We start from the raw sequence: 24,387 nt of genomic DNA on the forward strand, positions 1-24,387 counted from the left end.
ATGTAAATATTTAGGTAGTTGATTAGTTGGATGTAGTATAATAAAGGAAAATACTATATTTGGAGCGGGTATAATGGCGGTTACAGTTCCAGAAACGATTCGGAGCAGTGCGACAGCTGGCGAACGGCTTGTGTTCCGGACGTTGAAAACTTATTTGCCTGATGATTATATCGTTTATTTCGAGCCGGAAATCCAGGGGAGACGGCCGGATTTTGTCATAATCGGGCCTGATTTGGGGCTTGTTGTTCTGGAAGTGAAGGATTATACGAAGAATACACTTTTTCAGCTGAATCATGACGAGTGGCATATCTTGACGACTTCGGGTGATCAGGCTGTTATTAAAAGTCCGATTAAGCAGGCACGCGAAAATGTCTTTAAGGTTGTTGATGTCCTGAAAAAGGATAAAAACCTGATCCAGACCGAAGGAAAGTATCAGTTCAATTTAAAGTTCCCTTATGGGTATGGAGTTGTTTTCACGAGACTGTATGCGAAGGATTTTGTCGAAGAAGGTCTTTATACTGTGATTGAGCCGGACCTTTGCCTAAACCGGGATGAAATTGATCCGGATAAGGAAGGGTTTTCGGAAGAAATTTTGATGGAAAAGATTTTAAATATGTTTATTGTGCCTTTCCGGCTGAGGGAGCCGCTTTCGTTTGAGGATATCAATGCGATGCGCTATCACTTGTTCCCGGAAGTGCGGATCAGCGCGGAGTTCAAGCCGCCGGTTCCATACCAGGATCAGTTGCTGCTGTCGCTGCATGACATCAAGACGATGGATTTGCATCAGGAAAACCTGGCCAAGCAACTGGGCGATAAAAACAGGCTGATTCGCGGAGTTGCCGGAAGCGGAAAGACAATCATTCTGGCGAGCCGCGCAAAAATGCTCTCCAAACAGCATCCTGACTGGAATATCCTGATCCTTTGCTACAATATTTCTTTGGCGAATTCGATCCAGCAGATGATTACCCATATGCTGAACGAACCTGAGGATTTGTTTGATTTTAATTTTGCCGGGGGAAGTGTCGAGAATCCGGTTGTGAACCGTAACATTAAAGTGCGAAATTTCCATGCGTGGCTGAAGCATGATTTGAAAATCAGGGAAGGCCAGATTGGTGTTGTTATTGAGAAGATTAAGAAGAAAGAAGCGATTTTGCCTACATATGATGCGATCCTGATTGATGAAGGCCAGGACTTTGAGGCGGATTGGCTCAGTCTTGTCAGCTCGCTGCTGAATGAGAAGACCCAGTCGCTGCTTCTTGTCGAGGACCGGGCGCAGGATATTTACAAACGGAAACGGTCGTATGTGCAGGATACCGGGCTCAGTTTCCAGGGCCGGTCAAAGATCCTTTCGATCAATTATCGGAATACGCAGCAGATTGTCAAGTTCGCTTGGGATTTTTACCGGAAGCATTCGATCCTTAAGAACAAGGTTGTGAACCGTGATTTGGAAGGGGAGATTATTGCCCCGCAAAGCACGAAAAGGAAGGGGCCTGTTCCTGGACTCATCCGGGCGAAGAATTTCTATGAGGAAATGAAGCTGGTGACCCGCTTGATGAAGAAGCTGTATGATGACCGAAAAGTGCCTTATCATGAGATGCTCGTTCTTTACCGGGTGAAGCGGAATTCGTCCTATCCAATTATTGATATTATACAGAAGTCACTGAAGGATGCGGGGCTGCCATCCTACTGGATCACCGAGAACGAGAAGACGAAGCGTTCTTTCGAAAAGGAAGATGGCAGGATTAAGATTAGTACAATCGACAGCAGCAAAGGGCTAGATTTCAGGGCAGTGTTCATCGTCAATACGGATTCGATGCCGTTTCCGTTGGAGGAGGACAAGGAAAGGGAAGTGTCGCTTCTGTATATCGGGATGACGCGGGCGAAGAGTGGGGTTAAGAGGGTTAGGTAATAAAGTAGTTGATAGAATATTGACGAGCGAAGCCTTTAAAACATTGAGATAATTGCATTTTTATAAAGGAATGATAATTATTGAAAAAAACCATTTATATTTTGGCCTTAATGTTTTTATCAATCGGTATATTTGGTTGTCAGCAAGACAATGAAAAGAAGGTTGATAGTACACCATCTAGCACAGTAGAAAAGATAACTTATTATGGAGAGGGAGAATACTGGAAGGCCACGATAGTTAATGGAATTTCAAAAGGTTCATATGAAACAGATTTCACCTTGAGCATTGAGTACAAAGGCGATTTAGGAGATTTAAAAGATATACATCAAATTAGTTACATTTATAAATATGGCATAGCAGAAGGCAAACGCTCTGAAAATGGACCTGAAGGGTTATCTCCAATAAAAGGAGCTATCGTATTTCAAGATAACTCAAGTATAAATAATGGTTTTGTTAATGAACAAACGGTTATCCCGTTTAAAATAGAGTGGAATGAAAAAGTAGAAGAATTTGAATTAAAATATAGTAAGTAATTAACTTTTAATGTGGTTTTCAGTACGTCATCTAACAAAATGATTTTGTCACTTTTCTTATTCAAACGAGTGAAAATTTTCAATAAGCATTTAAAACAAAGGACCACAGTCAGGTCCTTCTTTTATGGTCAAACCCGAACTCCATTTAGATACAATACTGTAGAGAAGAAAAGGAGACCATTGAAGATATGATTACTCTGCATAAAGTGGCAATGCATGTTGAGAAGGAAGAGAATCTGACTATTGATTATTGGAGATGAATTAAGCCATTTATGCGGAGATTTGAGCCATTCATTGCGGAATTCGAGAGAAGACACACAGTATAAGGAGGAATTAAAGTGGAAAATTTAACAACAAACTATGATTTTAAAAAGATACTACTTGGAAGTAATTACATCGATGATGGAAATCCAATTAAGAATATTTTATTGGCAAAGGATGATAAAAATTATCGTGATAAAAGCGATAACTATTTTAATTACAAATATTCTAAACTAGGACATATTGAAAATTATCAATTAATTGAGAACGTATTTAGAACATTGCTTCCTAATTCAAATTCAGATTATAAAGACATAGCTAATTCTTTTTTCACAACTTACAAGTGTTATTTACAAATAATGTATCCTGAAATATTTATGCCTAATGGAACAACTAAAGACAAAGATAAAGATACGTTAAAAAAACCAATCTATGAGGAAGAAAATCCAACTCCAGCAAGGCATTATCCTCCATTTGTTACTGGAAAGGATAAGGTAATTCATGAAAAATATTTAACGTATTATAAAAAATATTTTCCTTCCCTAAAAGTTGATAAGGGAATGAAATGGGTAGAGTTCCTAACTATAAATTTTGAGTTCTTTTCTAAAGTTCATAATGTAGAAGAATTACAAAGGTTTGCAGTATTAACTCATACAATTGGAAACATTGTTACTGTGCCGTATGGATTTAATGCTGGACGTGGACACAATGATTACTGGGACTGGGGGTTGAAGTTACTTCAATGTTTTTTAGAGCCTATCGGGGCATGGGAGAATTTTGTTAACATATATCATCTCAGTTGTTATGTAGATAATGAGTACGAAGTCATTCCATATTGGGAAAATCATTTAGCTCCAAATATACGACTTTTGCCCAAAAATGAATTTGATATAATTCGATTTTTGAAACATGTTAATTTTTGTATCGAAAAACGTGGGGAAAATATGATGAATGACTTTAATAAAAAAAGGAGTGACTGAATGAAGTCAAGCGAGGTAGCAATATGTTAACTTATACAAACTATTTAGAAGTGAAAGATAGATTGACCTTCCAAGAAGCCGCCGCCTTACACTTGAGAGTTGTACAATATGTAAAACAAAAAGATGATGTTTTTCAAGATCTCTTAGAAGACGTTGTTAAGTCAGCTAATAGTTATGCAAGTACACGTGCTAACTGGAGCGTTCAAACAACTGAAGAAAGAAGAGATGTTGATTCATCGAGGACTATTCAACATAATGACTTCATGGCAACCTTGAAAATACTAGCAAGGTATATGGAAAATCAGGGGTGGGACTCCGATTGGATAGATGAACTAGGGATTGTAGAGGAGGACCGAAAACGGTTTGGCGATTTTGCCTGTTATATTGTTTGCATTAATTCTTTAAACGCTAGATGATTCTACTCTTGATAAAATGCAAATTAATAAATGGGTAATTTTCTCTTTGGTTTTCAAAAAGAAAGAAGGGAGGGAATAAATGAAACTACTATTTAAAAGAGGTATAAAGATTATCCTGATAATTATTAGTAGTATGGCATTCATTTTTACTTCTCTCTTCCTAGTAGCCGTTTATGATGTTTCTAAAGAAAACGATATCGAAGTGCTACAGACTATTAAAACTGTAATTTCTTCATATATTGATAACCCAGGAAAAATAGATAAACTAAAACAGCAAAGCCTTAAGGACGAAGTAAGACACATAACGATTTATTATAACTCCACGCTAAAAGATATTCTCCCTCTTACCAAAGAAACATTAGAGGATGCAGAACAATTAACGAAGAAATATCTAGGATATGAAGAAAATAGTCCTGTAGACTTGATTTTTATGGATATGAAGGAACTTAAGAACTTTAGCGCTATAGAAAATCTATCTGGTTTTTATTCCGATATCGATAAGGTTATAGCTATAGGAATTAATCAAGAAGAAGTTGGGAGCATCATTGAAAAAAGAGATAATCCGTTTTATTTGTTTCAAAACAATATTCTTCACGAGTACGCTCACTACGCAACCTTTAGTAAGCTAGAAGTTTTGGATATACAATCTTCCATTGTCCCGAAGTGGTTTATTGAAGGCGTTGCAACATATATTGGGGAGAATGAGGTCCAGTTAGATTATCTTTCTTTTAAGCCTAACTTTATTAAATTGGAAAAGTTGGAGACCAACCCACAATGGGAAAAAGCTCTTGATGAGGAAGGCAGAAATCCATATTATCAGTGCTATTTTACAATCGCATTTTTAATCCATACATACGGTGATAATGTTATTTCTACATTATTAGATGAAACATCCACCTCGAAAAATTTCGAGGCTTCGTTTCAAAAAGTAACAGGGAAAAAGATTGATGAGCTTGAAACGGACATTGTTAGATATTATGAAAAGCAGTAATGTCTGTGGAAATTTGTACTTAAACAAACTGGTGCGATGATTTTTTATTAAATTGCTTATAGAACATACATAGATGAGTTCAAGTACTAGGATTTTTAATTCTTCTTTAAGTTAATGGAAACAGTTGTTAGTTTTAGAGAGGAGTATTAATCCGTGAATCCTATATTAATAAGGCCGAGGTGACTTTATTTGAAGTTTTCATATGTAGATATTAAAAGTGGGAATGCAACCTGTATTTTTGAGGTGAATAATAAAAGATTCGAGTTTTATCCTTCATTTCATTCCGATGCTCTAGGAGACTTTGTTTCATACCTAGCATCAGTACATCCGTTATGTAAATTAAGCTGGAAAGACGGAGCATTTCATAAAATTAATGGGGGAATTGATTGGCATATGGGTCCCTTTTTATTATGTTGGGAATTTAAGCGTGACTTTGAGGACCTAGAAATTACAATTACTGAAAAACAAAATTTTATGACAGAGAGAAAGCTAATTAAGAATTTGCCTAGAGAAATATTGAAAACAAAATGTAATTTTGATGACTTTGTTTTATGTGTAGTTAAAGAATTAGACCGAGTTATAAAGCAACGTGGAATATTAGGATATCGACAAGAATGGCAAACTTACTCATTCCCGATTGATGGTTTTCTTGCATTAAAACATGCTTGCCTTTATAAAAAGCCTTTTGAAATAACAAAAGAAAAAAGTGGGACTTCACTTGAAGCAGAATTAATACTATTGTTAAAAGAAATATAGTGAACGTTTGTTCAACTATCAATTTAGGTTAAATAACCAATACAGGGGATCTGTATATGAAACGATTAATATTAGTGTTAATTGTAGCTGCTGTTTTTGTTGGATTAGGAGTTTATTATTACAAGAACCTAGATAAAAACTATCACACTTTGGAAGAATTTTATGATTTCCCTGTTCCAAATGATGTGACAATAGAAAATCAAAGTGAGAAGGCTAAAAATTATATATGGGAACAATCATCAGGTACAGATGTTCCAATCCGTTATCGCTTAGTTATTAGAAAGAGTGGCTGGAAAGAAGTAGGGATAGACGGCCATAATTCTATTTACGAAAAGGATGGGAAACAAATAATAATTGCTGTTGCATCAGATTATATAGGGATTATAAAAATGACAAAAGATTAAGCTGCTGCTGATACAAATAAAACAACTGGTGCGATGAACTATGGAGCGTTTTAGACCATTTTTACTAAATTCCCTCTTGAATATATGGATCATGTTAGTTGAATAAACATACATGAAAATTCTAAAGGCACAAGTTGTGATGTATAATAATGGAAAGAGGGGGCGGTAGAATGGCTGTTTCTAGAATAGGTCTTTTTGTTTTATTATTATGTATTGCGTTATTATCTTCTTGCTCACAAAAAACTCATATATCTACAGGAGAAAGTGACAATTGGAAAATACAATATGAAGTAAAAAAATCAGGTGGGAAGTGCTCAAAACCTAGTGGTGAATCGTCTGGATACATTAAATATATTGGAAAATCAACTTTACCAGAAAGCATAGAGTATATCTTTTCAAATTCTATGGGGTCTGTTCCATTAGAGAAAGCCGGAGTTTTTACGCTACCTATTGGTTGTACTAATGCAATGGAACCGTCAGAGGTAATAATAAAATGGGACGGAAAAGCTGAAATAATTCCTTTATCGTTAAAATGAAATTTCTCAAAATCCTAAGCCCGACGAGTGTGTTGTTTTAAGGTAGGAATAGCCGCTTTTTTGGTTAATTCTTTATTCAACATAAAGGGCAGGATAGTCGAATAAGAAGTTAGCTCAAAAACCAAATTATTACTTATATCGTAGCGCTAAAATGAATTGTATGATTGGATTCAGAAGGACCGATATACCTAGGGCTATTAGTAAAAAAACATTTCCGAATCCGTCGTCTTTTTGATAATAATTTAAATCTATTAAATATAGTGCCAGCAAAACAACAGTCATAATATCATAGCTAATTTTTGAACTTTTGTATTTGATTTGTTTTCCTAATTCATCTTTTTGAACTTTTATATCTGTTCCCCAAGTAACTAATTGAATCCAACCTAAAAATACCATAACTGCAATCATCACATGTACTACCGAAAGTTGTGAATTGTTTTGAACCAGCTCTTCATAAATATAGCTGGCCAAATAAAACGTAACAATTAAATGTAAAACAACTAAAGCAACTCCACGATTTTTTAATAAATTCATGTCTACTTCCTCCCTACGCCCTTATGAATAAATAGTTCATCTACAGTAACCTCTAATGATTCCGCTAACAAAAAAGCTAAAGATAAACTGGGGTCATACTTGTTATTCTCAATCGCATTAATCGTTTGTCTAGAAACGTCACACATGGTTGCTAGTTCTTCCTGCGATATTTTTTTGGCTTTTCTAAGCTCCTTTATCAGATTCTCCATAAGTCACCGCCAAGTCAAAATGTCAAACTTATTTGACATTATTGTATGATTATTAGGGTATAATGTCAAACGTTTTTTACATTTTATCTTTAAGTGTTAGGAAAAAATAGAGTATTTCATAAAGGGGGAAGTATATTGACATACTGGGATACCGAGATTATTGATACCCCGCGTGGAACTTTTGAAATATTTACAAAAGGGAAAGGTACTCCTGTTTGTATTACCCATCACTACTCTGAATTTAATAATACGGGGGATTATTTTGCTGAAACTTTTACAGACGACAATAAGGTAATTCTGGTGAATTTAAAAGGTACTGGTAACTCGAGTCAAGCGAATGAAGCTCATGAATTAAGTATGTTGGATGCTGTTTATGATCTTGAAGCCATTAGAAGTGCTTTAGGTCTGTCATCCTGGGTATTTGCGGGGCATTCAACTGGAGGGATGATCGGGGTCCTTTATGGCATTCACTTTCCTGAATCATTAAATTCATTGATTCTTGTTGGTTCAGCCGCAAGAAAGTATAACGTATCTCCGCTGTGTATCTATCATACTGAACACCCCCAATTCGATCTAATGCAAAATTATATACAGCTCTTGAAACAGTCAGATCTTTGTCCGATTGAAAGACACCGATTAACAGAAGAAAGAACAAAACTGTCTTTATATCGTCCCGAACAATATAAAGATTACTTTTCATTAACAATAAACAAAGGGTTGTCTGCTTCAAGATTGAATTTTTTTGCCAGGGAAGCAGCTATCTTTGACATAACCAGGGAGTTAGGACAAATCTCCACTCGGACATTAATTCTTTGTGGGAAATACGATGTCCAATGCCCTGTTTCATTCTCAATTGAAATGAATGAACTGATTCCAAATTCACATTTAGTAGTTTTTGAAGAAAGCAATCATTATCCTTTTCTCGAAGAAGGTCCGTTATTTCGTGAAGTTACAAATAACTTTCTCAAGCAAATATCTAATTCTAATTGAATGGTAGGTAAGTTGAAGTCGGAAGTATAAACTCTTAACAGCAGGAATTTATAAACAGGAGAGGTATATTAGATCGAATTACCTATTGGAGGGGAATTTAAACTTGGAAAAAACTCAAGTAATGGTTAATTTCAGCCCGTATGGAGATAGTTTCCCTTTAGAACATGTAACAGAATCATTGGGAATTAACCCAACCCAAACCTATAAAATGGGCGATCTCATTGTAAGGCCCTATAATCCAAATGTTATCACAACAAAACCTATTTATCGAAAGGAAACGGTTTGGGATTTAAGTACAGGGTACCAAGAGTCCTGGGATGTGAAGAACCAAATGGACCAAATTTTAGAACCTCTAAAAGATAAAGCACCTATAATTAATCAGTTAAAAGCTGAATACAACCTTGAATGTAAATTATTCATCGTCATTATTGTTGAAAATGGAAAGACACCTGCTTTTTATCTCAATAACGAACAAATTGAATTTGCAAATAGTATAAAAGCTGAATTTGATATTGATTTGTATGCAAATCCATTTGAATCGGTATTCACTACTAAATAAGCAGAAAGCGGCATTTTTGGTTATATGATTACCAGGGGCAGGGAAGCTAAATAAAATTAGGATTAATAACGAATACAAGGGGATAAGTTTATGAAACGGTTCATAACATTGTTAATTGTAGCTGCTATTTTTGTTGGAATAGGAGTTTTTTATTACACAAACCTAGATAAACACTATCACAGCTTGAAAGAATTTTATGATTTCCCTGTTCCCAATAATGTGACATTAGAAAATGAAAGTGAGAAGGCTAAAAATTATATATGGGAACAATCATCAGGTACAGAAGTTCCAATCAGTTATCGCTTAGTTATTAGAAAGAATGGCTGGAAAGAAGTAGAGAAAGACGGTCATAATTCTATTTACGAAAAGAATGGCCAAGTAATAATACTTGCTGTTGCATCAGATTATATAGGGATTATAAAAATGACAAAAGATTAAGCCATTCAACTAATTACCTTTTTTGCAACGCTATTACCATTTTTATGTTACTAAATTCCTAGTCCATAAGAGGTGGGCAGATGAAGAATAATATTGCCTTACAATTGCCAGTCTACACAAATACTCATGATGCATTTCCAATCCCTATAGGTGATAAATACGATTATTGGTTGCCGTTGGCTGAAGGATTTTTATCTAAAGCGAACGCAATTGAAGTGCATTGCTGGAACGAAGAGAAGGAGATCAGTGAAGAGCTGGTGACCCTGCATAAAGAGGCATTTCAGGTTGAGAAGGAAGAAAATCTGACAATCTTTAAAGGCAGTAAAACAACTGCCATAACGGAGTATTTGCTAAATGATTTTGCAAGTGAGAATGGAAGATTCAAGTGGTTCACTGTTAATTTCTTAATGGATGAGGAAACCCTTTTTCATTCAGGACACTGGGCTACAGAATTGTTCATGCCAAACCTTTCAGATGAAGAGATTGAATTTATTAAGAGTGTCATTCCTGAGGGAACGAATTTGCACATATATTAGGGAAATGATTGTAAATGGCCAGTTTAAAGCAGGAGCAGCAAATCTCTGAGTGCTGAAATGATTGGTCATACTATTTACAAGTCCTTTTTTTCGTATATAATAAAAAAATCGCGAATAACAAAATCCGCCTTTTGGCGGTAGAGGTTCTAGCTACCCTCTTTAAAAAACTAAGGAAACAGCACTGCTTTCTTTAGGCGTGCTGTTTTTTTGTTGGAAGGAGAAAGAAAACGTTGAAGAGTGAAAAGGCGGTAGTCGTATTTAGTGGGGGACAGGATAGTACCACGTGCCTGTTTTGGGCGATGGAGCAATTTGCAGAGGTTATTGCTGTAACGTTTGACTATAACCAGCGGCACATTACTGAAATCGGGTGCGCAAAAAATATTACGAAGGAGCTTGGCATTCGCCATCATATCCTCGATATGAGCCTGTTGAATCAGCTCGCTCCGAATGCGTTGACCCGGGAAGACATCGAAGTGAAAGATGGGGAAGGCGGCGGCCTGCCGAACACATTTGTGCCAGGGAGGAATTTGCTGTTCATGTCGTTTGCCGGGGTGCTGGCAAGCCAAGTTGGCGCAAAGCATATTGTTACAGGTGTATGCGAAACGGATTTCAGCGGCTATCCGGACTGCCGTGATATTTTCGTGAAGTCGCTTAACGTCACTCTTAATCTATCAATGGATCAAAGCTTTGTCATTCACACGCCATTGATGTGGCTGAACAAGGCAGAGACTTGGAAACTTGCGGATGAGCTTGGAGCTTTCGAGTATGTACGCGAAAAGACGCTTACTTGCTATAACGGAATCATCTCGGACGGCTGCGGTGATTGCCCTGCCTGCAAGCTAAGGAAAAAAGGCCTGGATGACTATCTGGCAGAACGGCAGGGGATGTAATGATGTACGGATTCAGGATTGTCGATAAATTGCAAAAAATAGATGTGGATATAAGGCGTGACCAATTGAAGTACCATTCGAAACGAGTGCTTGTCAGCAAGGAGTTCACCTTCGATTCGGCGCATCATTTGCATGAGTACGAAGGTAAATGTAAAAACCTCCATGGCCATACATACAAGGTCGTGTTCGGAATCAGTGGTTTTGTTGACGGCCGCGGGTTGATGATCGATTTCGGGGACATAAAGGAAATTTGGAAAAATGAAATTGAGATATTTCTTGATCATAAATATTTGAACGAAACGCTTCCGCCAATGAATACGACAGCAGAAAATATTGTTGTGTGGATTTATGAAAAAATGGCTGAAGCGCTGCAACAGGGCGATCGTGGAATTCAGTACGATGGTGCGCGGGTTGAATTCGTCCGTCTCTATGAAACTCCGACCAGCTATGCGGAAGCGAGAAGGGAGTGGATGGAGGTTGAATAAGATACCGGTTATGGAAATCTTCGGTCCGACCATTCAAGGAGAAGGGATGGTGATGGGGCGCAAAAGTATGTTCGTCCGGACTGCCGGATGTGATTACAAGTGCTCCTGGTGCGATTCTTCTTTTACTTGGGACGGGTCTAAAAAAGATAAAATTAGAATGATGGCACCTGCCGAAGTTTTTCAAGAGCTTAAGGGACTTGGCGGGGAAAATTTCAACCATGTAACGATTACGGGAGGGAACCCGGCTTTGATTGGTGAGCCGATGAAGGAGTTCATTGAGCTTCTGCATCAATCTGATATCGAAGTAGGTTTGGAGACTCAGGGAAGCAGATGGCAGGACTGGTTTACCCTTGTTGACGACTTAACGATTTCTCCTAAACCGCCCAGCAGCGGGATGAATCCGGATCTTGAGCTTTTGGACGATATAGTGCGGAATTTAGTTCATGTTAAAACGAATTTTTCCCTTAAGGTTGTTGTTTTTGATGATGTAGATTTTGATTTTGCAAAGATGCTGAATAGCCGGTATATGGAATATAACGTCCTATGTTATCTTTCGGTCGGCAATGATAACCCTGGGGAGGAGGGCGATATTTCAAGTCGGTTGCTTCATTCATTGGACTGGCTGTGGGGCAAAGTCCTCGGCGATCCTGAAATGAACAATGTGCGCCCTTTGCCACAGCTTCATGCCTTAGTCTGGTCGAACAAGCGAGGGGTGTAAAGTAGGAAACAATCAGATTACCATCAAAATAGTGAAATTTTGGTTTAATCCTTATAAAAACTTGGAATTCTTCCCAAACTATTAGTAGCACAATTATTACATTTGATCTATTCTTCAAAATGTAGGAATGAAGTATAAAAATCAGCTCTAATTTCTAGGAGGAAGACCCCATGAATGGACGGGAAATCAAAGCTCAAAAACGAGGATGGATTCCTAAGAAGGAACGGATTTGGTTTTTCTTGGCGATTGTTATTGCTGCTTTGATCATTCTATTTGGTTTTAGATTCCTTCAACAGCTTTCATTAACCTCTCTGGACAGCGAGCAGTTCGAAGATACTTTTAAAGATTTTGGCTCGAATGCAAGAGTTTTGTTATTTTTTGTCCTTGCTTATTATGTACTTCTTCGTGTGATCAAGCTCCCTATACTCAAAAGACAAGCTGACGTGAAAAAGTGGTTGTCTATTTTGCTGCGCTTTACCCGAAAATGGCATACTCCAGTTGCGATTATCGCGATTGCTTTTATTATTTTGCATGCGGCAGCTGTCTTTATGTACGGCTTCGAATTTGATTTTGAGAATATAAGTGGCTTGCTCTCATTACTAGTCCTGCTCCCAGTACCGATATCAGGACTATACAGATATCAGAGGATGGACCGGAAGTGGCATTTGCGATCCGGGGTTGCATTTGCCGTTTTATTTTTAATTCATTCGTTTTTATAACGAATATATTTTACAAGGGAAATTTTGCAGAGATATTTATTTTAATTAGTGTGATCATCCAACAAGGATGGCAGCCACTATTTTTGAACAATAAGAGCTGGTTGATTTGTTGAGGAAATCATTTCCATACCCGGTTAGATTGGTTATACTTAAGGAAGGAGAGTCATTTTTCAGGGGGATACGGAAATGAGTAAAAAATTGAGAATCCTGATTTTTACACTTTTAATCGCGATATTTCTTTTCTTACATTCAACACCTCAAACAGCTTTAAGGACTAAAGTATTCTTTATGGGTTATCCAATTAAGGCTGTTACCACAGGTATTATTGATGATGATTTTCATAATGAAATGGATAAAGCGGAATTTGCCAAGCAGAATGCGAAAGCATATACATTAACAAATCCCCCAATCGAAAGAGCAACTGAAGGGGAGCTGAGTAATTTCCTCGTTAAGAAGGTTGGCTTTTTATATTTCGCTAAACATCTTGGCCATCTTTAAACTAGATACTTTAACAAGTCATGTGTCTTGATTCTGCCAGGATCAAGGCATTTATTTATGAATTCTGAAAAAGAATAGATTAATAGAGAACTTTTAGGAGAGTGGTCCGTAATAGTGTTAGGAGGTGCGTGTGGTGTGAAATGGTTAATTCTACAAATACTGACAATAGGTGCTATATGAGTATTGATGACAGTGTTAGAAATGAATGCGGATAATAGAGTTGCTAGCTCATTTTCTGATTGGACCCCAGCAAACAACATTTACATAACATTTATTATCGTAACGGTTATCTTAACTTGCTTCTATTTAATTTTCATATTTGAGGCAAAAAAGAGAAATAGTATCCTAGAACGGTCCTTTTGGAACCTGATGCCGAAAATTAGTATTTCGGTAGGTGTTTTATCGATCATTCTGTTTTTAGTGGGGGGAACTGTAGGACCCATTATGACCTGGGTAGAGCAGTGGCGGTCACTCCTATATGTTTTCCTTATATATTTTCTTTTTTAATATTCCTTTTTATTTTTTCGATAGAGCACAAGAAACAAAGAAAGAACAACCGAATTAGCAAAATTATCTTTACTTCATACATATGGACAATAGTTCTGTTTTTTGTAATATTTTTTATTCTTTAATCCAGGGCACTTGGGTCATTTTTGCAAAAACAAAATCGTATGAACATAAAAGTCTATTGAGTTTTAGAGGATTGCCTTTTTTGAAAAAAGCAACAAGCAAACCTGGAGGATTTAATATAAAAAAAGAAGGGATAAATAAGGGGGATTAGTAATTGTTTTTAACATATTTGATTATCTTTTTGTTGGCAGCCATTCCGTTTTTTGAAGTAGCAATGATCGTACCAATTGCAATTATCGGCGGTATTCCGGCAGTTCCAGTTATTATTATTGCATTTTTAGGGAACTTATTAACGATAATTTTACTTATCGTATTTATTGACTCGATCCGCAATTGGCGTAAAAAGAAAAAATCCAATGAAGAAATAAATGAACCCAAAAGTCATCGGCGTGCGAAGAAAATATGGGGGAAATATGGTTTACCAGGTTTAGCGTTTATAGGTCCTTTTTTTGTTGGTACCCATTTAACAGCACTATTAGCTGTGACATTTGGCGGTACTCGTAAGAATACTTTAGTATTGATGACAGCAAGTATTGCCTTTTGGGCAATTTCCCTTGGAACTGCAGCGTATTTGGGCTTTGATTTTTTGGTGAAAGATGAAGATGATTTTGGTTTTATCACAAGACTATTAAATCAATAAAAGCAAGCATTCTTTCACCAATGGAGGGAATTGTTTTAGGAGCAAGAGCCAAACTCCTTGCAAAAAACTAAGAAGGAATTTGGCTTTTCTTTGATCGATTACTCTTATTCTCATCACTGTCTTCAACTGTTATCTATGACAGGATTAATTAGATATACGGTTTTCTGGATTTATCCGATTTATTATTTCGATTAATCCAATTGAAACAAATGTGAGATAATGAAGAGGTGAATTATTGTTTACAATCCTTTTAACCAGAGAGCTTTCTGACTTTAAATTTCGGAATATTCATGAAACGATGGTGGTTACCCCCCTATAGTATAAATAGCAATAAGGTTTTGGCTAAATAAAATGACCGCATACTTGCTCATTGGCAGTGCCCACGTCTATTTAGTAACGCAATTCCTATCAGAGAGCGGGTTATTTGAAATAGATGATTTGAACGTATACATATAATCTGGTGATTTAAGGATTATCGTGCTTGTACAAACTGGCAGATTGGTGGAAGAAGTGTTCTAGTTTTAAATTTCCAACTATTAAGGAGGTAAGTTATTTTTGCTAAATATTTTCGTTGGGTTAATCTTTGTCTTCTTCAAAACAAATTTTAGTTTTTGGGATATCGGACCCACTTTTTACATAACCAACATAATTGGATATGTATTGATATTTTTTGGATTAAACGAATTGGAGAGAACAAATCAACCAATATTAAAGGCCAAACCCTATGTCATTATCATGATTGCTCATAGTATGATCTTCTTCTTATTGAATATTACAGATCATTCGCCATTAACGATGGGTATGTCAACTACGCTTGAACAAATTATAGTTTTAGCTGGGGTTGCGTTGATTATGGCAGGTATGTTTATGGTGTTTATTATTATTTTCCAATTGATGGACGGATTAACTAGTAATATGAATAAAGAGGTTTTATATAATCTAGTAACCATTATGATTTTACTATTCATCCTGGCGGGTATAGATGCTTTCTTTAATTTTGTTCCCACGTTATCAACAATTATAATGGGTGCTTTGTTATTACTAGAAGTATTATTTTTATTTTGCTACTACAACGCTTTCGTAATCAAAAATGAAAAACTCATATGAAATTTACTGTTCAAACTAATGGTTTATCTATTTTCAACTATCTGGACAGGAGGGGTAAACTAATTTTCTTATGATATTGGGATAGGGTGATTGAACGTGTTAAAGACCACAAACTTAAAAAAATCTGTTTTCCAAATTTCAGTTTTTCTACTTGTTTGTTTTGCCTATGTATACCAAAAGCCCATATTGACAACTGAGAAAGCCATAGATTCCGCAGTATTGTGTTTGAACGTTCCACCAAAAGAATTGGGTATCGTAGCAGTTGATATAAATTTTGATGACATATCGCTGGAGAAATTGTCTATTGATACAAAGAGTGGCTTTTTTAATCAAATCACGAATCAACGCGAATTGAGTGTAATACTGAAAACTAAAGATGGAAAAGAACCAACCATTAGGATGGACGCGTATAGTGGAAAATGCCTTGAAGTGACTGGCCCATTAAATTAACTTGATGGCATGCTGCTTACTGAAAATAAAGGATGCAAGAGTTTAAAATCCAGCCGTTATATTTGCGGGCGTTTTGGCTTCTATTATTAAGCTAAATTAGTTCAATAAATGGAACGGAAACGGGCTATAAAAAGTAAATTACTGGACATGCCATACGAAATAAAGGAGAGGTATTTTATGAGTAAATCATTTATTGAACAAGTACATTACATAAGAATTCCTGTAAAAGATTTGGAGCAGTCTGCACAATGGTATAGAGATATATTAGGCCTACAATTATTAACCATTACTGAGGATCCTTTTGCCATTATGAAAGTTAATGAGGGACCATTTTTACTCATTTTAGTTCCTTCTGAAGATGATACATTTGCACATTTTACCATTGGTAATGTCCCAGCGTTTAGCATTGGTTTTACAAGTCCGGAATTATCCGAATTTCATACACACCTTATTGAAAATGGAGTTAGGGTTGAGAATATACAAGAGGATAAAGGACATGCCTATTTCCACTTTTATGATTTAAATGGCAATAAACTTCAAGTGCACTGGTAATATAAAAGTAATTTTGTGAAAGTCACACTTAAACTTAAAAGGGCTATTTGTAAATAAGGAATGCTTTTTTCTAGTTGATGTTGTAGAGGGTGGATAGTTGAAAAAGTGTCGAACCTTTAAAGATTTAATTACATTAGTGAAAGATTTTAAGTGAAGGGATCTGAAGGGGGAATAGTCATGTCAGCACAGATGGTGGTATGTGAAAAGTGTGCGGGAGTAATTAAAAATAGAGATGATCTAGTTACAGCGGTATTAATATATGCTGTTGTTCCTTACCATGAGAGTTGTTATGCAAAGGATTTAAAAGGAGCAAAAACTTTCTTTTTAGATAATCAACCTCTTAATGGATTTTCTGGTAATCTCATTTTTATTTTATCTATTATCATTGCCTTTTTATGGCTGCTTTTTGCCGATAGTAAATGGTATTCAATCATAGCTCTGTTACCCATCGGTTATAGAATTTATTCTTATTTCATTTATGAAATACATACTAAAAGTAAGTAGCTCGAGAGTTACTTTTCTTTAAAATTGATGATTTGAACGAATACATATAATCCTATGGTTTGTGAATTAGGCTATTTAAATAAACTGTAAGTATTGGTTCAGATGAAAATTTGTACTTACAACGGAAGATTAGGACCATATTAGTGTGTTACAAGCTGTCCATATCAACGAAAAGTGGAGGTGTTAAAGTTGAGAAGGTGGTCCAATGAAACGATTGCGGCCGGGCGTCGACATACTGTAGGGATAAAATCCGATGGTACGGTGATGGCTGTCGGTGATAATAAATATGGCCAATGCGATGTTAGCGGCTGGAGCGATATCGTGGCGGTTGCAGCGGGTAATGTTCATATGGCCACGAACACGGGTAATGCTCACACAATCGGGCTAAAATCTGACGGTACAGTGACAGCGGCCGGTTGGAATAAGCATGATCAATGCGAAGTAAACTCCTGGCACAGTATTGTAGCAGTAGCCGCAGGTTGGCGTCATAGCATTGGGCTTAAATCGGATGGCACGGTAGTTGCTGTCGGCCGTAACGAGGAAGGTGAGTGCGATGTCATCAATTGGCATGATATTATCGCGGTCACGGCGGGCGATTGGCATACTGTTGGTCTTATATCAGATGGGACTGTAACGGCTGTAGGCAATAATCGTTATCGCCAATGCGATGTATACAGTTGGTGCGATATAGAGGCGGTGGCCGCGGGTTATCTACATACCATCGGTCTGAAATCGGACGGGACGGTGACAGCCGCCGGGTTTAATAAACATGGGCAATGCGATGTAGGCATCTGGAGCAGTATTGTGAAGATAGCCGTGGGTAGTAATCATTCTGTTGGTCTTAAATTTGACGGTACGGTGGTAGCAGCCGGTTGGGATAAGTATGGGCAATGTAATGTGGATGATTGGCGTGAAATTGTGGCCATTGCCGCGGGATGTACCCATACCATCGGCCTCAAATCGGACGGTACGTTGGTCGCAGTGGGTGATAATGAATACGGCCAATGCAATGTATGCAACTGGCACGACATCCAGTTGTCTGGCAATTAGTAAATGAAAAAGCCAGTTTTGGCTGGCTTGTCGTAAAACATAGCATTCGATATTCGAGTGGAGCAAATACTTATGTCAGCGTGTCAAAAGTTGAATCATGTTTAAAGGTGCATAAAAAAGACCAATTCTTGGCCTTTTCATTTTGCTAAGGAACAACTGTCAGCTCCACATTTAATAACCACTTATCAATTGCATTTCTAGGATAATATTCGATATTTTGAATTTCGATGTGAGGAATTTCACTTATATAACTGTTTTCACCATCAGGTATTTTAGTTAATTTTTGAACTTCTTCAATACTTATTCCTAAATAATCGGCTACCTCTGATTGCGTTAATAATTGATGTTGTATTGGTTCTTTTACTGGATCGTTTGATAGTTTGAGTGATTGATTGCTCAAACCATTTGATATTAGCCAACTGCCAATGACAAAACAAACCGAAAACCAACAAATTGATAGTGCAACTAAGTTATTTTTCATTTCCACTCCCCCTTTTTTTGGAAAAAAGTTATTTGTATTTCCATTATATATCTTTTCAGTAATTTCTATCCAGTCCATTTTAAATACCAGAAAGTTTACGAAAACAGCCGTTTAAAAGTATTGAAGGGTGAATCAAGTTAAATGTTCAAATAATCCTAGCTTTTGAAGAAACCGATGGTTTGGCATTGGTTCAGTTTTAAAATTTCTGAGAGATCTTTTTTTGTTCTCGATTGTTTTCAGAGATAGGACTAGTTTATGTGCATTTTTGACTTTGAAAAAGGCTTTGTAGGCACTGCGAGTCTTTTCAAATTTACATTTTGCCGCATGTTCGAAAAACAAGATATAACAGCAATAAAGCCGTTTCCTTTTGGGAAGACGGCTTGTTTTAGCAATTGTAAGGGCAAATCTAACAACCCTTTTTTCAAGAAGATCTAGTTTATTCCTCGAATCATTTCCCGCTTTCCAATCGAGCTTTTTCCAAAGCGGCGATATCAAGTTTCTTCATTTTTAAAACTGCCTGTGTGACTCTTTTGGCTTCTTCTTTAGGACCCTTAAACATGATTTCATCCATGTTGTCGGGGACAATTTGCCATGATACGCCAAATTGGTCTTTTAACCATCCGCATTGTTCTGCCTCAGGGACGGCTGATAGCTTTTCCCAATAATAATCAATTTCTTGCTGATCCTTGCAGCTTATCGTGAAAGAAATGGCTTCGTTGAATTTGTATTCTTCGTCGAAGCCATTATCCATAGCTGAAAAGTGGAGACCGTTAAGCTGAAATCCGGCATATTTCACCTTTGCATTCGGTGACTCCGTTTCTCCTTCTTCGTATCTTTTGACTGAGGTTACTTCCGAATTCTCAAATATTTCCGTGTAGTACTTTACTGCTTCTTCGGCTTTCCCGCATACATCTTTTGAAAAAAGAAGATTCGGGGTAATCTTTTGCAGCGGTTCGCTTTCCATAAACATCAACTGCCAAGAAAGTCCAAAGCGATCCTGAACCCAGCCATACCATTTGCTAAAAGCGTATTCACCCAAGGGCATTAACTCTTTGCCGCCATCCATTAGGGCATTCCATTTTTCGTTTACTTCATCTTTGGATGAACAGGATACGAATAAGGAAATGGATGGATTGAATTTGAAGTAAGGACCTGCACTCATTGCATCAAACCGTTGTCCAGCCAGTTCAAAACTCACATATTCTGCGTCGCCAGAAGGAGTGTTTTCGAGAACCGTGACATTTAGCAGCCTGGAATCCTCAAATAATCCGATATAAAACTCCGCGGCTTCTTTTGCCTCAGTGTCATACCATAAATGTGGGAATATTTTTTGCATAGCGGCCTCCTTACACGTACTTTATTTACCGGCTTAATCAGACCGGCAGTTACTACTATTATAAGCGGCTGAATCTGACTATCGCAAAAAAGGGGAGGCAACCGAATCCAGATATTTTTAGGGAAAATCCGCCAAATTCTCTTAATATTTTGTTGTTTAGAGACTATACTATATTTCTGTTTAAATGATAGTATTGGGGAAAGCTTCCATTTATAAAGATCTAGATAGAAAAGGTGGGGAGAATTATGTTCTTGCTAAATATGTTAATCGCCATAATAGGAATGGGATTATTGATTATTATACTAATTCTCTTTGCATCTCGGTTAATGCAAACGAAAAAGAACTTTTACTCTTGGTTTTCTTTTGCCATAATCGTTTTCTTTTTAGTAGTTTCCATATGGCAAAGCTTAAATTTCTTTAAATAAGACTTAATTCCATTAAATTTCATTCGGTTTTCAGTTTCTCTATCCGTTCTTCCGGAAGCGAAAATGGAGTTGCGATAAACAATGCAAATAAACCGAGCATGTATAAAAAGGCAGCTAGGCCAACATTTTCGTCCACCGATTGAAATCGTAGAACTGCCATGATTGCAATTCCAATAATGACAATTCCGGCAAGAGCTTTCGGCCACAGGGCAAGTTGCTTTGCTTTACGCGGATTTACAAAGACCAATCCTATTCTCTCTTTCAAAAGATGTCCTAGCAGGAAGAGCAGCAGAGTGCCAATGAGCAGTAGCCAGAAAACTTCTGTTACATAGCTCATTCTCACAAAAGGCAATACCGCGAAAATCGAGAACCCGATTAGCATCCAATACACTTGAATGGAATAGTATCGCTTTGTGTCGTGTTTGTATCGATTCCACATCATAAGGACACGAAAGACTAGTAAAGCTTCCACGCTTAGATTTATGGCAAGCCAAAAGAAAAAACGCCCTTCTGGCACGGAGCTTGCTGCAAGTATTAAAAAGAAATGCAAGACAACGGTAAAACCTAGTCGTTTCTCTGCAATCGGTTGGGCTACTTTGTTTTCTGTTATCATTCGTCAATCTCCCCTCTATTTTCCTGGGTTTCATTAACTCTATGATAGCAATAAACTTCCTTCCATTCTATTTCTATCCCTTATCCAGCTATATGCACCACTATTGAAGATTTCCGAATGGGCCGAACTATTATTTTCCAATTTTTAGTTTTATGCTATTATGGGTAAAAGCATTTTGCTAAGGAGTTGGTTTGAATGTGTGGGATTTGTCAGTAGACATGTAAAAAGGGATTCAAATTTGCCAGAATCACGGGAAGTTCTTTTGAAAAACGCTTTGGATGATTTATGCGGGGACCCAAATGTGCTAGCTATTTACCAGGGCGGGTCATTGGCAAAAGGTAACTTTGATCATTATTCCGACATTGATTTACATACAATTGTTTTGCCGGAAAAGAAGGCTTCATTTATTAGGAATAAGAGGGAAAGGGCGACAAAATGGGGAGAGGTATTGTTTTACGAAGACTTCCATCCTGATTCGCCTGTGGTGGTGACACATTATATATCGTTTGTAAAAGTAGATAGCTGGTACCATTCTCCTGAAGAAGTGAAGCCTTCCGTCTGGTTAAAGGGTTGTGAGGTTCATTATGATCCTAAGAACCTAATCGGACCGATCCTAAAAGAGTCAGCAGCTATTGTGTATAAGGTCTCACCCGAAGAAGTACTGTTCTGGAGGGGGAAGATTCTTGCCTTTATCCATGAAACGTACCGAGCGGTTATGCGGGAAGGGTATTATTATGCTTTAGCTAACCTGGATAGAATCCGCTGGCTGGTTGCTTCAGGCTGGTATATGGAAATGGATCAGCACCTGGACAGCCCATATGGGGTATGGTCAAAAATTGAGGGGAAGAGAAGCAAGCTGGCAGAATGGCAATTGTCCTTACTGGCGAGTTGGGATTGCTGCCGGAATGCCAATCAAATTATGAAAACCATGGTTTGTATGGTTCCAGAAATCCTTCGGCTCAATACTGAATTGAGTTCAAAAGTGGATATAAATCCTGATCATGATCGAATGAAGCGAATCATAGAAATGGCTTATTAGAAGTCTGAGGGGGCAGTAGGATGGTCAGTTTTGCAGAAAGAGATCATTATTTTAACCGTACAATTGATAAATTACAGGCCTCCAATTTAGTAGAAGGCATCATCCAGTTGGGATCGGGGGTAGCTGGATACAAGGATGTCTTATCTGATATTGATTTAATGATATCCATTTCGTCTGGAGAAGATTCGGCCAAAACGAAAGAAGTGGTTCTTGAAACGTTGGGTGATTTCAATCCTGTTTTAATCAAAGAGAAGAATTTCTACGAGAATGTGTTGTTGGTTATTGCGATTCTGGAAAATAAATTAGAATTTAATATTTCGATTGTTCCAAGAGAATTGTTAATTGTAAAATCACCATTATGGAAAGTGATTGTTGATAAATCAGGTCTTGTAACCGAAAAAATGAATGTAGAAAATGAGCGTTTTTTACAGAATCCATTAAAATATGAAGTCCATTTTGATGTTCCATTTGAGTTTGCTTATTGTGCGTTCGGATTGGAGAAGGAGTTAAAGAGAAACAACTTGATCTATGCATTAACTCTGCTTCAGCGAATGAGGGAATATACTTTAATCGTACAAGCCATGAACGAAGAGAAAAAGCTCCATCAATTTAAAGCATATGAAACATTGGATCCTGCTTTTATTCAAGCTTATCTTCTAACTTATCCTGAATTTATCTCAGTGGAAAACCTGCTAAAATCAGGCCGAAAGCTGAAACATCTTTTTGAAGAAACAATAAGTAAAAGCCGTACTTTTTCTATGAATCCTAATTTGAATGCAGTTTTAAATATAACGTTGGTTTGATCAGCACTTCAGCCTTAATCAAAGCAGCTTGGACTGATCTTATCGTCCAGGCTGCTTTTTAGTGAAGCCGCAGTAATAGATTCTATAATTATTAAGTTGCTCTTACCTCGCTTTCAAACTTCCCCCGGTGGGAACCATCGCAGAATGGTTTGTGATTCGACAACCCACATCGACATAGTTTGATTTGTTCTCCCGTTTTGTAAGGATTTCCTTCTCCGTCCAGCAGCTCGAATTCTCCCTTAATAACGATAGGACCGTTATCGGATACTTTTAATTCAGTTTTTGACATTTTTATCCCTCCATTTTATCGATATCCCTATTATCCACAAGTTGAGTTTGCCTATCCGCTTTGTCAGCTCATCAGAGAATGAAATAGGTGACGAGTGACAGAAGCACTGACGTTACTACCATGGCAAGCAGCGGCCTCAATGCTTTTGTTCGAAGGGCTTTCAGACTGACGTTCAATCCTAAGCCAATCATTGCCATCGTCAGAATGAAGGATGTAAAAATGGATACACCATTCATTACCTTGTCTGTGACAGGAATCATGTTTCCGAGCACATAACTTCCAAAAAGGCTCATCAAGATGAAGCCAATCAAGAACCATGGAAATTCAACTTTAGCGGTATCATCTGATTCGTCATTACTTTTACGTTTCATCCAATACATGAGGAGAAAACTTAGAGGGACTAGAAGGAAGACACGCCCTAATTTGGCCAATAGTGCTATGGCCAAGGCATCATGGCCGGCAGGTTCACCTGCTAGAGCCACGTGGGCAATTTCATGCAGTCCTATGCCTGACCAAATTCCATATTGAAGGTCCGTTAAGGGAAGGTATGGTCTAACCACTGTATAGGTAATAGCGAAGATGGTCCCCACTAACGCGATAATCCCGGCCCCGATAGCGGTATCTTCCTCCTTTGCTTTCAAAATTGGCGACACGGCTGCAATAGCTGCCGCGCCGCAAATGCCTGTCCCAATTCCTAGTAATAAAGATAGGGAAGAGTCCGCCTTAAACAATTTTGCCAGTAACATCATAATGAGAATTGAAAAAATGATGGTACCCACATCTCTGACAAGCAGTCCTAATCCCTGGTGAAGGACAACATCAATATTCAACTTCAAGCCGTATAGAATAATGGCAAACCGTAACAGCCTTTTAGAAGAAAATTGGATTCCTGATCGGATTTTTTCCGGATAGCCCCGTATTTGCCGATAAACGACAGCGATGATAATCGCACAGGCCAGTGGGCCCAGGTGGTTCAGGCCTGGTAATTTTGCTAGTTGAAAACTAATAAAGGCAATAATGAAGGTAAAGCCGATGCCGCCAAGCCACCGGCCTGTTGAGGATTGTTTATGGGAATCCGACATTGATGAGTTTGTCATGTTGATTTC

Annotated in this window: 31 protein-coding genes, 1 pseudogene and 1 riboswitch; of the genes and pseudogenes, 25 read left to right on the top strand and 7 right to left on the bottom strand. The window is 37.5% G+C overall.

The annotated features are described in order from the left end of the window. The first annotated feature begins 73 nt into the window (after positions 1-73). The 8 genes from BN1002_RS09635 (at position 74) to BN1002_RS09670 (ending at position 6,786) form a co-directional block, all read left to right on the top strand. Entirely contained in the window at positions 74-1,909 is a 1,836-nt protein-coding gene (locus BN1002_RS09635) for a 3'-5' exonuclease (protein WP_082036197.1), read from the top strand. An 80-nt stretch (positions 1,910-1,989) separates the two neighbouring features. Continuing rightward, complete coding sequence (locus BN1002_RS09640) at positions 1,990-2,442, top strand: hypothetical protein (protein ID WP_048824816.1); 453 nt, start codon at positions 1,990-1,992, stop codon at positions 2,440-2,442. Positions 2,443-2,780: 338 nt separating this feature from the next. Next, a complete protein-coding gene (locus BN1002_RS09645) occupies positions 2,781-3,683 on the top strand; it encodes a hypothetical protein (protein WP_048824817.1) in 903 nt (300 codons plus the stop codon). 23 nt (positions 3,684-3,706) lie between these two features. After that, positions 3,707-4,099: a hypothetical protein gene (locus tag BN1002_RS09650; RefSeq protein ID WP_048824819.1), complete on the top strand. Its 393-nt coding sequence runs from the start codon at positions 3,707-3,709 to the stop codon at positions 4,097-4,099. A 79-nt stretch (positions 4,100-4,178) separates the two neighbouring features. Continuing rightward, positions 4,179-5,090, top strand: a complete 912-nt coding sequence (locus BN1002_RS09655) for a hypothetical protein (protein ID WP_048824820.1) — start codon at positions 4,179-4,181, stop codon at positions 5,088-5,090. 189 nt (positions 5,091-5,279) lie between these two features. After that, a complete protein-coding gene (locus BN1002_RS09660) occupies positions 5,280-5,846 on the top strand; it encodes a hypothetical protein (protein WP_048824821.1) in 567 nt (188 codons plus the stop codon). Positions 5,847-5,902: 56 nt separating this feature from the next. Beyond that, positions 5,903-6,250: a hypothetical protein gene (locus BN1002_RS09665; RefSeq protein ID WP_048824822.1), complete on the top strand. Its 348-nt coding sequence runs from the start codon at positions 5,903-5,905 to the stop codon at positions 6,248-6,250. Between the two features lie 170 nt (positions 6,251-6,420). Further along, a complete protein-coding gene (locus BN1002_RS09670; RefSeq protein ID WP_048824823.1) occupies positions 6,421-6,786 on the top strand; it encodes a hypothetical protein in 366 nt (121 codons plus the stop codon). A gap of 129 nt (positions 6,787-6,915) precedes the next feature. On the opposite strand, the gene BN1002_RS09675 is transcribed toward BN1002_RS09670, so the two are convergent. Next, positions 6,916-7,320: a hypothetical protein gene (locus tag BN1002_RS09675; RefSeq protein ID WP_048824824.1), complete on the bottom strand. Its 405-nt coding sequence runs from the start codon at positions 7,318-7,320 to the stop codon at positions 6,916-6,918. A 2-nt stretch (positions 7,321-7,322) separates the two neighbouring features. Further along, a complete protein-coding gene (locus BN1002_RS09680; protein ID WP_048824825.1) occupies positions 7,323-7,529 on the bottom strand; it encodes a helix-turn-helix transcriptional regulator in 207 nt (68 codons plus the stop codon). Between the two features lie 135 nt (positions 7,530-7,664). Between BN1002_RS09680 and BN1002_RS09685 the strand changes: the two genes are divergently transcribed. From BN1002_RS09685 to BN1002_RS09760, 15 genes and pseudogenes are all read left to right on the top strand, one after another. Beyond that, positions 7,665-8,519 carry an alpha/beta fold hydrolase gene (locus BN1002_RS09685; RefSeq protein ID WP_048824826.1) on the top strand — a complete coding sequence of 285 codons (855 nt, stop codon included), beginning with the start codon at positions 7,665-7,667 and terminating at the stop codon, positions 8,517-8,519. A gap of 103 nt (positions 8,520-8,622) precedes the next feature. Further along, on the top strand, positions 8,623-9,078 hold the full coding sequence (locus tag BN1002_RS09690) for a DUF4279 domain-containing protein (protein ID WP_082036198.1): 456 nt from the start codon (positions 8,623-8,625) through the stop codon (positions 9,076-9,078). Between the two features lie 90 nt (positions 9,079-9,168). Beyond that, on the top strand, positions 9,169-9,516 hold the full coding sequence (locus BN1002_RS09695) for a hypothetical protein (protein ID WP_048824827.1): 348 nt from the start codon (positions 9,169-9,171) through the stop codon (positions 9,514-9,516). Positions 9,517-9,596: 80 nt separating this feature from the next. After that, complete coding sequence (locus tag BN1002_RS09700) at positions 9,597-10,052, top strand: hypothetical protein (protein ID WP_048824828.1); 456 nt, start codon at positions 9,597-9,599, stop codon at positions 10,050-10,052. 134 nt (positions 10,053-10,186) lie between these two features. After that, positions 10,187-10,229: riboswitch (PreQ1 riboswitch) on the top strand. 41 nt (positions 10,230-10,270) lie between these two features. Further along, positions 10,271-10,942: pseudogene (gene queC, locus BN1002_RS09705) on the top strand (7-cyano-7-deazaguanine synthase QueC); the annotation flags it as partial. Positions 10,943-10,944: 2 nt separating this feature from the next. Next, entirely contained in the window at positions 10,945-11,427 is a 483-nt protein-coding gene (gene queD, locus BN1002_RS09710; RefSeq protein WP_082036199.1) for a 6-carboxytetrahydropterin synthase QueD, read from the top strand. Beyond that, a complete protein-coding gene (queE, locus tag BN1002_RS09715; RefSeq protein ID WP_048824831.1) occupies positions 11,420-12,145 on the top strand; it encodes a 7-carboxy-7-deazaguanine synthase QueE in 726 nt (241 codons plus the stop codon). The genes queD and queE overlap by 8 nt, the downstream gene beginning before the upstream one ends. Before the next feature lie 170 nt (positions 12,146-12,315). After that, positions 12,316-12,864: a hypothetical protein gene (locus BN1002_RS09720; RefSeq protein ID WP_048824832.1), complete on the top strand. Its 549-nt coding sequence runs from the start codon at positions 12,316-12,318 to the stop codon at positions 12,862-12,864. Positions 12,865-13,050: 186 nt separating this feature from the next. Continuing rightward, the gene (locus tag BN1002_RS09725; RefSeq protein ID WP_048824833.1) at positions 13,051-13,362 is read left to right on the top strand and encodes a hypothetical protein; all 312 of its coding nucleotides are present in this window, start codon (positions 13,051-13,053) and stop codon (positions 13,360-13,362) included. Between the two features lie 784 nt (positions 13,363-14,146). Then, positions 14,147-14,632, top strand: coding sequence for a small multi-drug export protein (locus tag BN1002_RS09735; RefSeq protein ID WP_148362756.1), 486 nt, complete (start codon positions 14,147-14,149; stop codon positions 14,630-14,632). Between the two features lie 555 nt (positions 14,633-15,187). Beyond that, positions 15,188-15,739 (top strand): hypothetical protein, encoded by a 552-nt coding sequence (locus BN1002_RS09740; protein WP_048824835.1) that lies wholly within the window; start codon positions 15,188-15,190, stop codon positions 15,737-15,739. Between the two features lie 96 nt (positions 15,740-15,835). Further along, positions 15,836-16,189: a hypothetical protein gene (locus tag BN1002_RS09745; protein WP_048824836.1), complete on the top strand. Its 354-nt coding sequence runs from the start codon at positions 15,836-15,838 to the stop codon at positions 16,187-16,189. A 177-nt stretch (positions 16,190-16,366) separates the two neighbouring features. Next, positions 16,367-16,741: a VOC family protein gene (locus tag BN1002_RS09750; protein ID WP_048824838.1), complete on the top strand. Its 375-nt coding sequence runs from the start codon at positions 16,367-16,369 to the stop codon at positions 16,739-16,741. 177 nt (positions 16,742-16,918) lie between these two features. Then, entirely contained in the window at positions 16,919-17,245 is a 327-nt protein-coding gene (locus BN1002_RS09755) for a hypothetical protein (RefSeq protein ID WP_048824839.1), read from the top strand. A 189-nt stretch (positions 17,246-17,434) separates the two neighbouring features. Beyond that, positions 17,435-18,295 (top strand): RCC1 domain-containing protein, encoded by an 861-nt coding sequence (locus tag BN1002_RS09760; protein WP_442853391.1) that lies wholly within the window; start codon positions 17,435-17,437, stop codon positions 18,293-18,295. A 145-nt stretch (positions 18,296-18,440) separates the two neighbouring features. Here BN1002_RS09760 and BN1002_RS09765 read toward each other — a convergent pair whose 3' ends face one another. From BN1002_RS09765 to BN1002_RS09785, 3 genes are all read right to left on the bottom strand, one after another. Then, positions 18,441-18,776 (bottom strand): helix-turn-helix domain-containing protein, encoded by a 336-nt coding sequence (locus BN1002_RS09765; RefSeq protein ID WP_048824841.1) that lies wholly within the window; start codon positions 18,774-18,776, stop codon positions 18,441-18,443. Positions 18,777-19,224: 448 nt separating this feature from the next. Further along, complete coding sequence (locus BN1002_RS09775) at positions 19,225-20,112, bottom strand: VOC family protein (protein WP_048824843.1); 888 nt, start codon at positions 20,110-20,112, stop codon at positions 19,225-19,227. Between the two features lie 444 nt (positions 20,113-20,556). Continuing rightward, positions 20,557-21,150 carry a hypothetical protein gene (locus BN1002_RS09785; protein WP_048824845.1) on the bottom strand — a complete coding sequence of 198 codons (594 nt, stop codon included), beginning with the start codon at positions 21,148-21,150 and terminating at the stop codon, positions 20,557-20,559. A 238-nt stretch (positions 21,151-21,388) separates the two neighbouring features. On the opposite strand from BN1002_RS09785, the gene BN1002_RS09790 reads away from it, so the two are divergent. Further along, positions 21,389-22,189, top strand: a complete 801-nt coding sequence (locus BN1002_RS09790; RefSeq protein WP_231575015.1) for a hypothetical protein — start codon at positions 21,389-21,391, stop codon at positions 22,187-22,189. Between the two features lie 20 nt (positions 22,190-22,209). Further along, complete coding sequence (locus BN1002_RS09795; RefSeq protein WP_048824847.1) at positions 22,210-22,992, top strand: aminoglycoside 6-adenylyltransferase; 783 nt, start codon at positions 22,210-22,212, stop codon at positions 22,990-22,992. Between the two features lie 91 nt (positions 22,993-23,083). Here the strand turns inward: BN1002_RS09795 and BN1002_RS09800 are convergent, their stop codons facing one another. Together BN1002_RS09800 and BN1002_RS09805 are read right to left on the bottom strand one after the other, a co-directional pair. After that, positions 23,084-23,281, bottom strand: a complete 198-nt coding sequence (locus BN1002_RS09800) for a CDGSH iron-sulfur domain-containing protein (RefSeq protein WP_048824848.1) — start codon at positions 23,279-23,281, stop codon at positions 23,084-23,086. A 71-nt stretch (positions 23,282-23,352) separates the two neighbouring features. Then, positions 23,353-24,378, bottom strand: coding sequence for a YeiH family protein (locus BN1002_RS09805; protein WP_048827872.1), 1,026 nt, complete (start codon positions 24,376-24,378; stop codon positions 23,353-23,355). Positions 24,379-24,387 lie beyond the last annotated feature (9 nt).

Origin of the sequence: Bacillus sp. B-jedd, assembly GCF_000821085.1 — a bacterium.
Taxonomy (GTDB): Bacteria; Bacillota; Bacilli; order Bacillales; family Cytobacillaceae; genus Bacillus_D.

Excerpts from the sequence above, each read along its gene's own strand:
- BN1002_RS09680 (WP_048824825.1), bottom strand. The coding sequence starts at position 7,529 with ATGGAGAATCTGATAAAGGAGCTTAGAAAAGCCAAAAAAATATCGCAG.
- BN1002_RS09785 (WP_048824845.1), bottom strand. The coding sequence starts at position 21,150 with ATGATAACAGAAAACAAAGTAGCCCAACCGATTGCAGAGAAACGACTA.
- BN1002_RS09720 (WP_048824832.1), top strand. The coding sequence starts at position 12,316 with ATGAATGGACGGGAAATCAAAGCTCAAAAACGAGGATGGATTCCTAAG.
- BN1002_RS09650 (WP_048824819.1), top strand. The coding sequence starts at position 3,707 with ATGTTAACTTATACAAACTATTTAGAAGTGAAAGATAGATTGACCTTC.
- queD (WP_082036199.1), top strand. The coding sequence starts at position 10,945 with ATGTACGGATTCAGGATTGTCGATAAATTGCAAAAAATAGATGTGGAT.
- BN1002_RS09800 (WP_048824848.1), bottom strand. The coding sequence starts at position 23,281 with ATGTCAAAAACTGAATTAAAAGTATCCGATAACGGTCCTATCGTTATT.
- BN1002_RS09725 (WP_048824833.1), top strand. The coding sequence starts at position 13,051 with ATGAGTAAAAAATTGAGAATCCTGATTTTTACACTTTTAATCGCGATA.
- BN1002_RS09775 (WP_048824843.1), bottom strand. The coding sequence starts at position 20,112 with ATGCAAAAAATATTCCCACATTTATGGTATGACACTGAGGCAAAAGAA.
- BN1002_RS09665 (WP_048824822.1), top strand. The coding sequence starts at position 5,903 with ATGAAACGATTAATATTAGTGTTAATTGTAGCTGCTGTTTTTGTTGGA.
- BN1002_RS09755 (WP_048824839.1), top strand. The coding sequence starts at position 16,919 with ATGTCAGCACAGATGGTGGTATGTGAAAAGTGTGCGGGAGTAATTAAA.
- BN1002_RS09695 (WP_048824827.1), top strand. The coding sequence starts at position 9,169 with ATGAAACGGTTCATAACATTGTTAATTGTAGCTGCTATTTTTGTTGGA.
- BN1002_RS09805 (WP_048827872.1), bottom strand. The coding sequence starts at position 24,378 with ATGACAAACTCATCAATGTCGGATTCCCATAAACAATCCTCAACAGGC.
- BN1002_RS09700 (WP_048824828.1), top strand. The coding sequence starts at position 9,597 with ATGAAGAATAATATTGCCTTACAATTGCCAGTCTACACAAATACTCAT.
- BN1002_RS09795 (WP_048824847.1), top strand. The coding sequence starts at position 22,210 with ATGGTCAGTTTTGCAGAAAGAGATCATTATTTTAACCGTACAATTGAT.
- BN1002_RS09635 (WP_082036197.1), top strand. The coding sequence starts at position 74 with ATGGCGGTTACAGTTCCAGAAACGATTCGGAGCAGTGCGACAGCTGGC.
- BN1002_RS09765 (WP_048824841.1), bottom strand. The coding sequence starts at position 18,776 with ATGAAAAATAACTTAGTTGCACTATCAATTTGTTGGTTTTCGGTTTGT.
- BN1002_RS09675 (WP_048824824.1), bottom strand. The coding sequence starts at position 7,320 with ATGAATTTATTAAAAAATCGTGGAGTTGCTTTAGTTGTTTTACATTTA.
- BN1002_RS09670 (WP_048824823.1), top strand. The coding sequence starts at position 6,421 with ATGGCTGTTTCTAGAATAGGTCTTTTTGTTTTATTATTATGTATTGCG.
- BN1002_RS09655 (WP_048824820.1), top strand. The coding sequence starts at position 4,179 with ATGAAACTACTATTTAAAAGAGGTATAAAGATTATCCTGATAATTATT.
- BN1002_RS09750 (WP_048824838.1), top strand. The coding sequence starts at position 16,367 with ATGAGTAAATCATTTATTGAACAAGTACATTACATAAGAATTCCTGTA.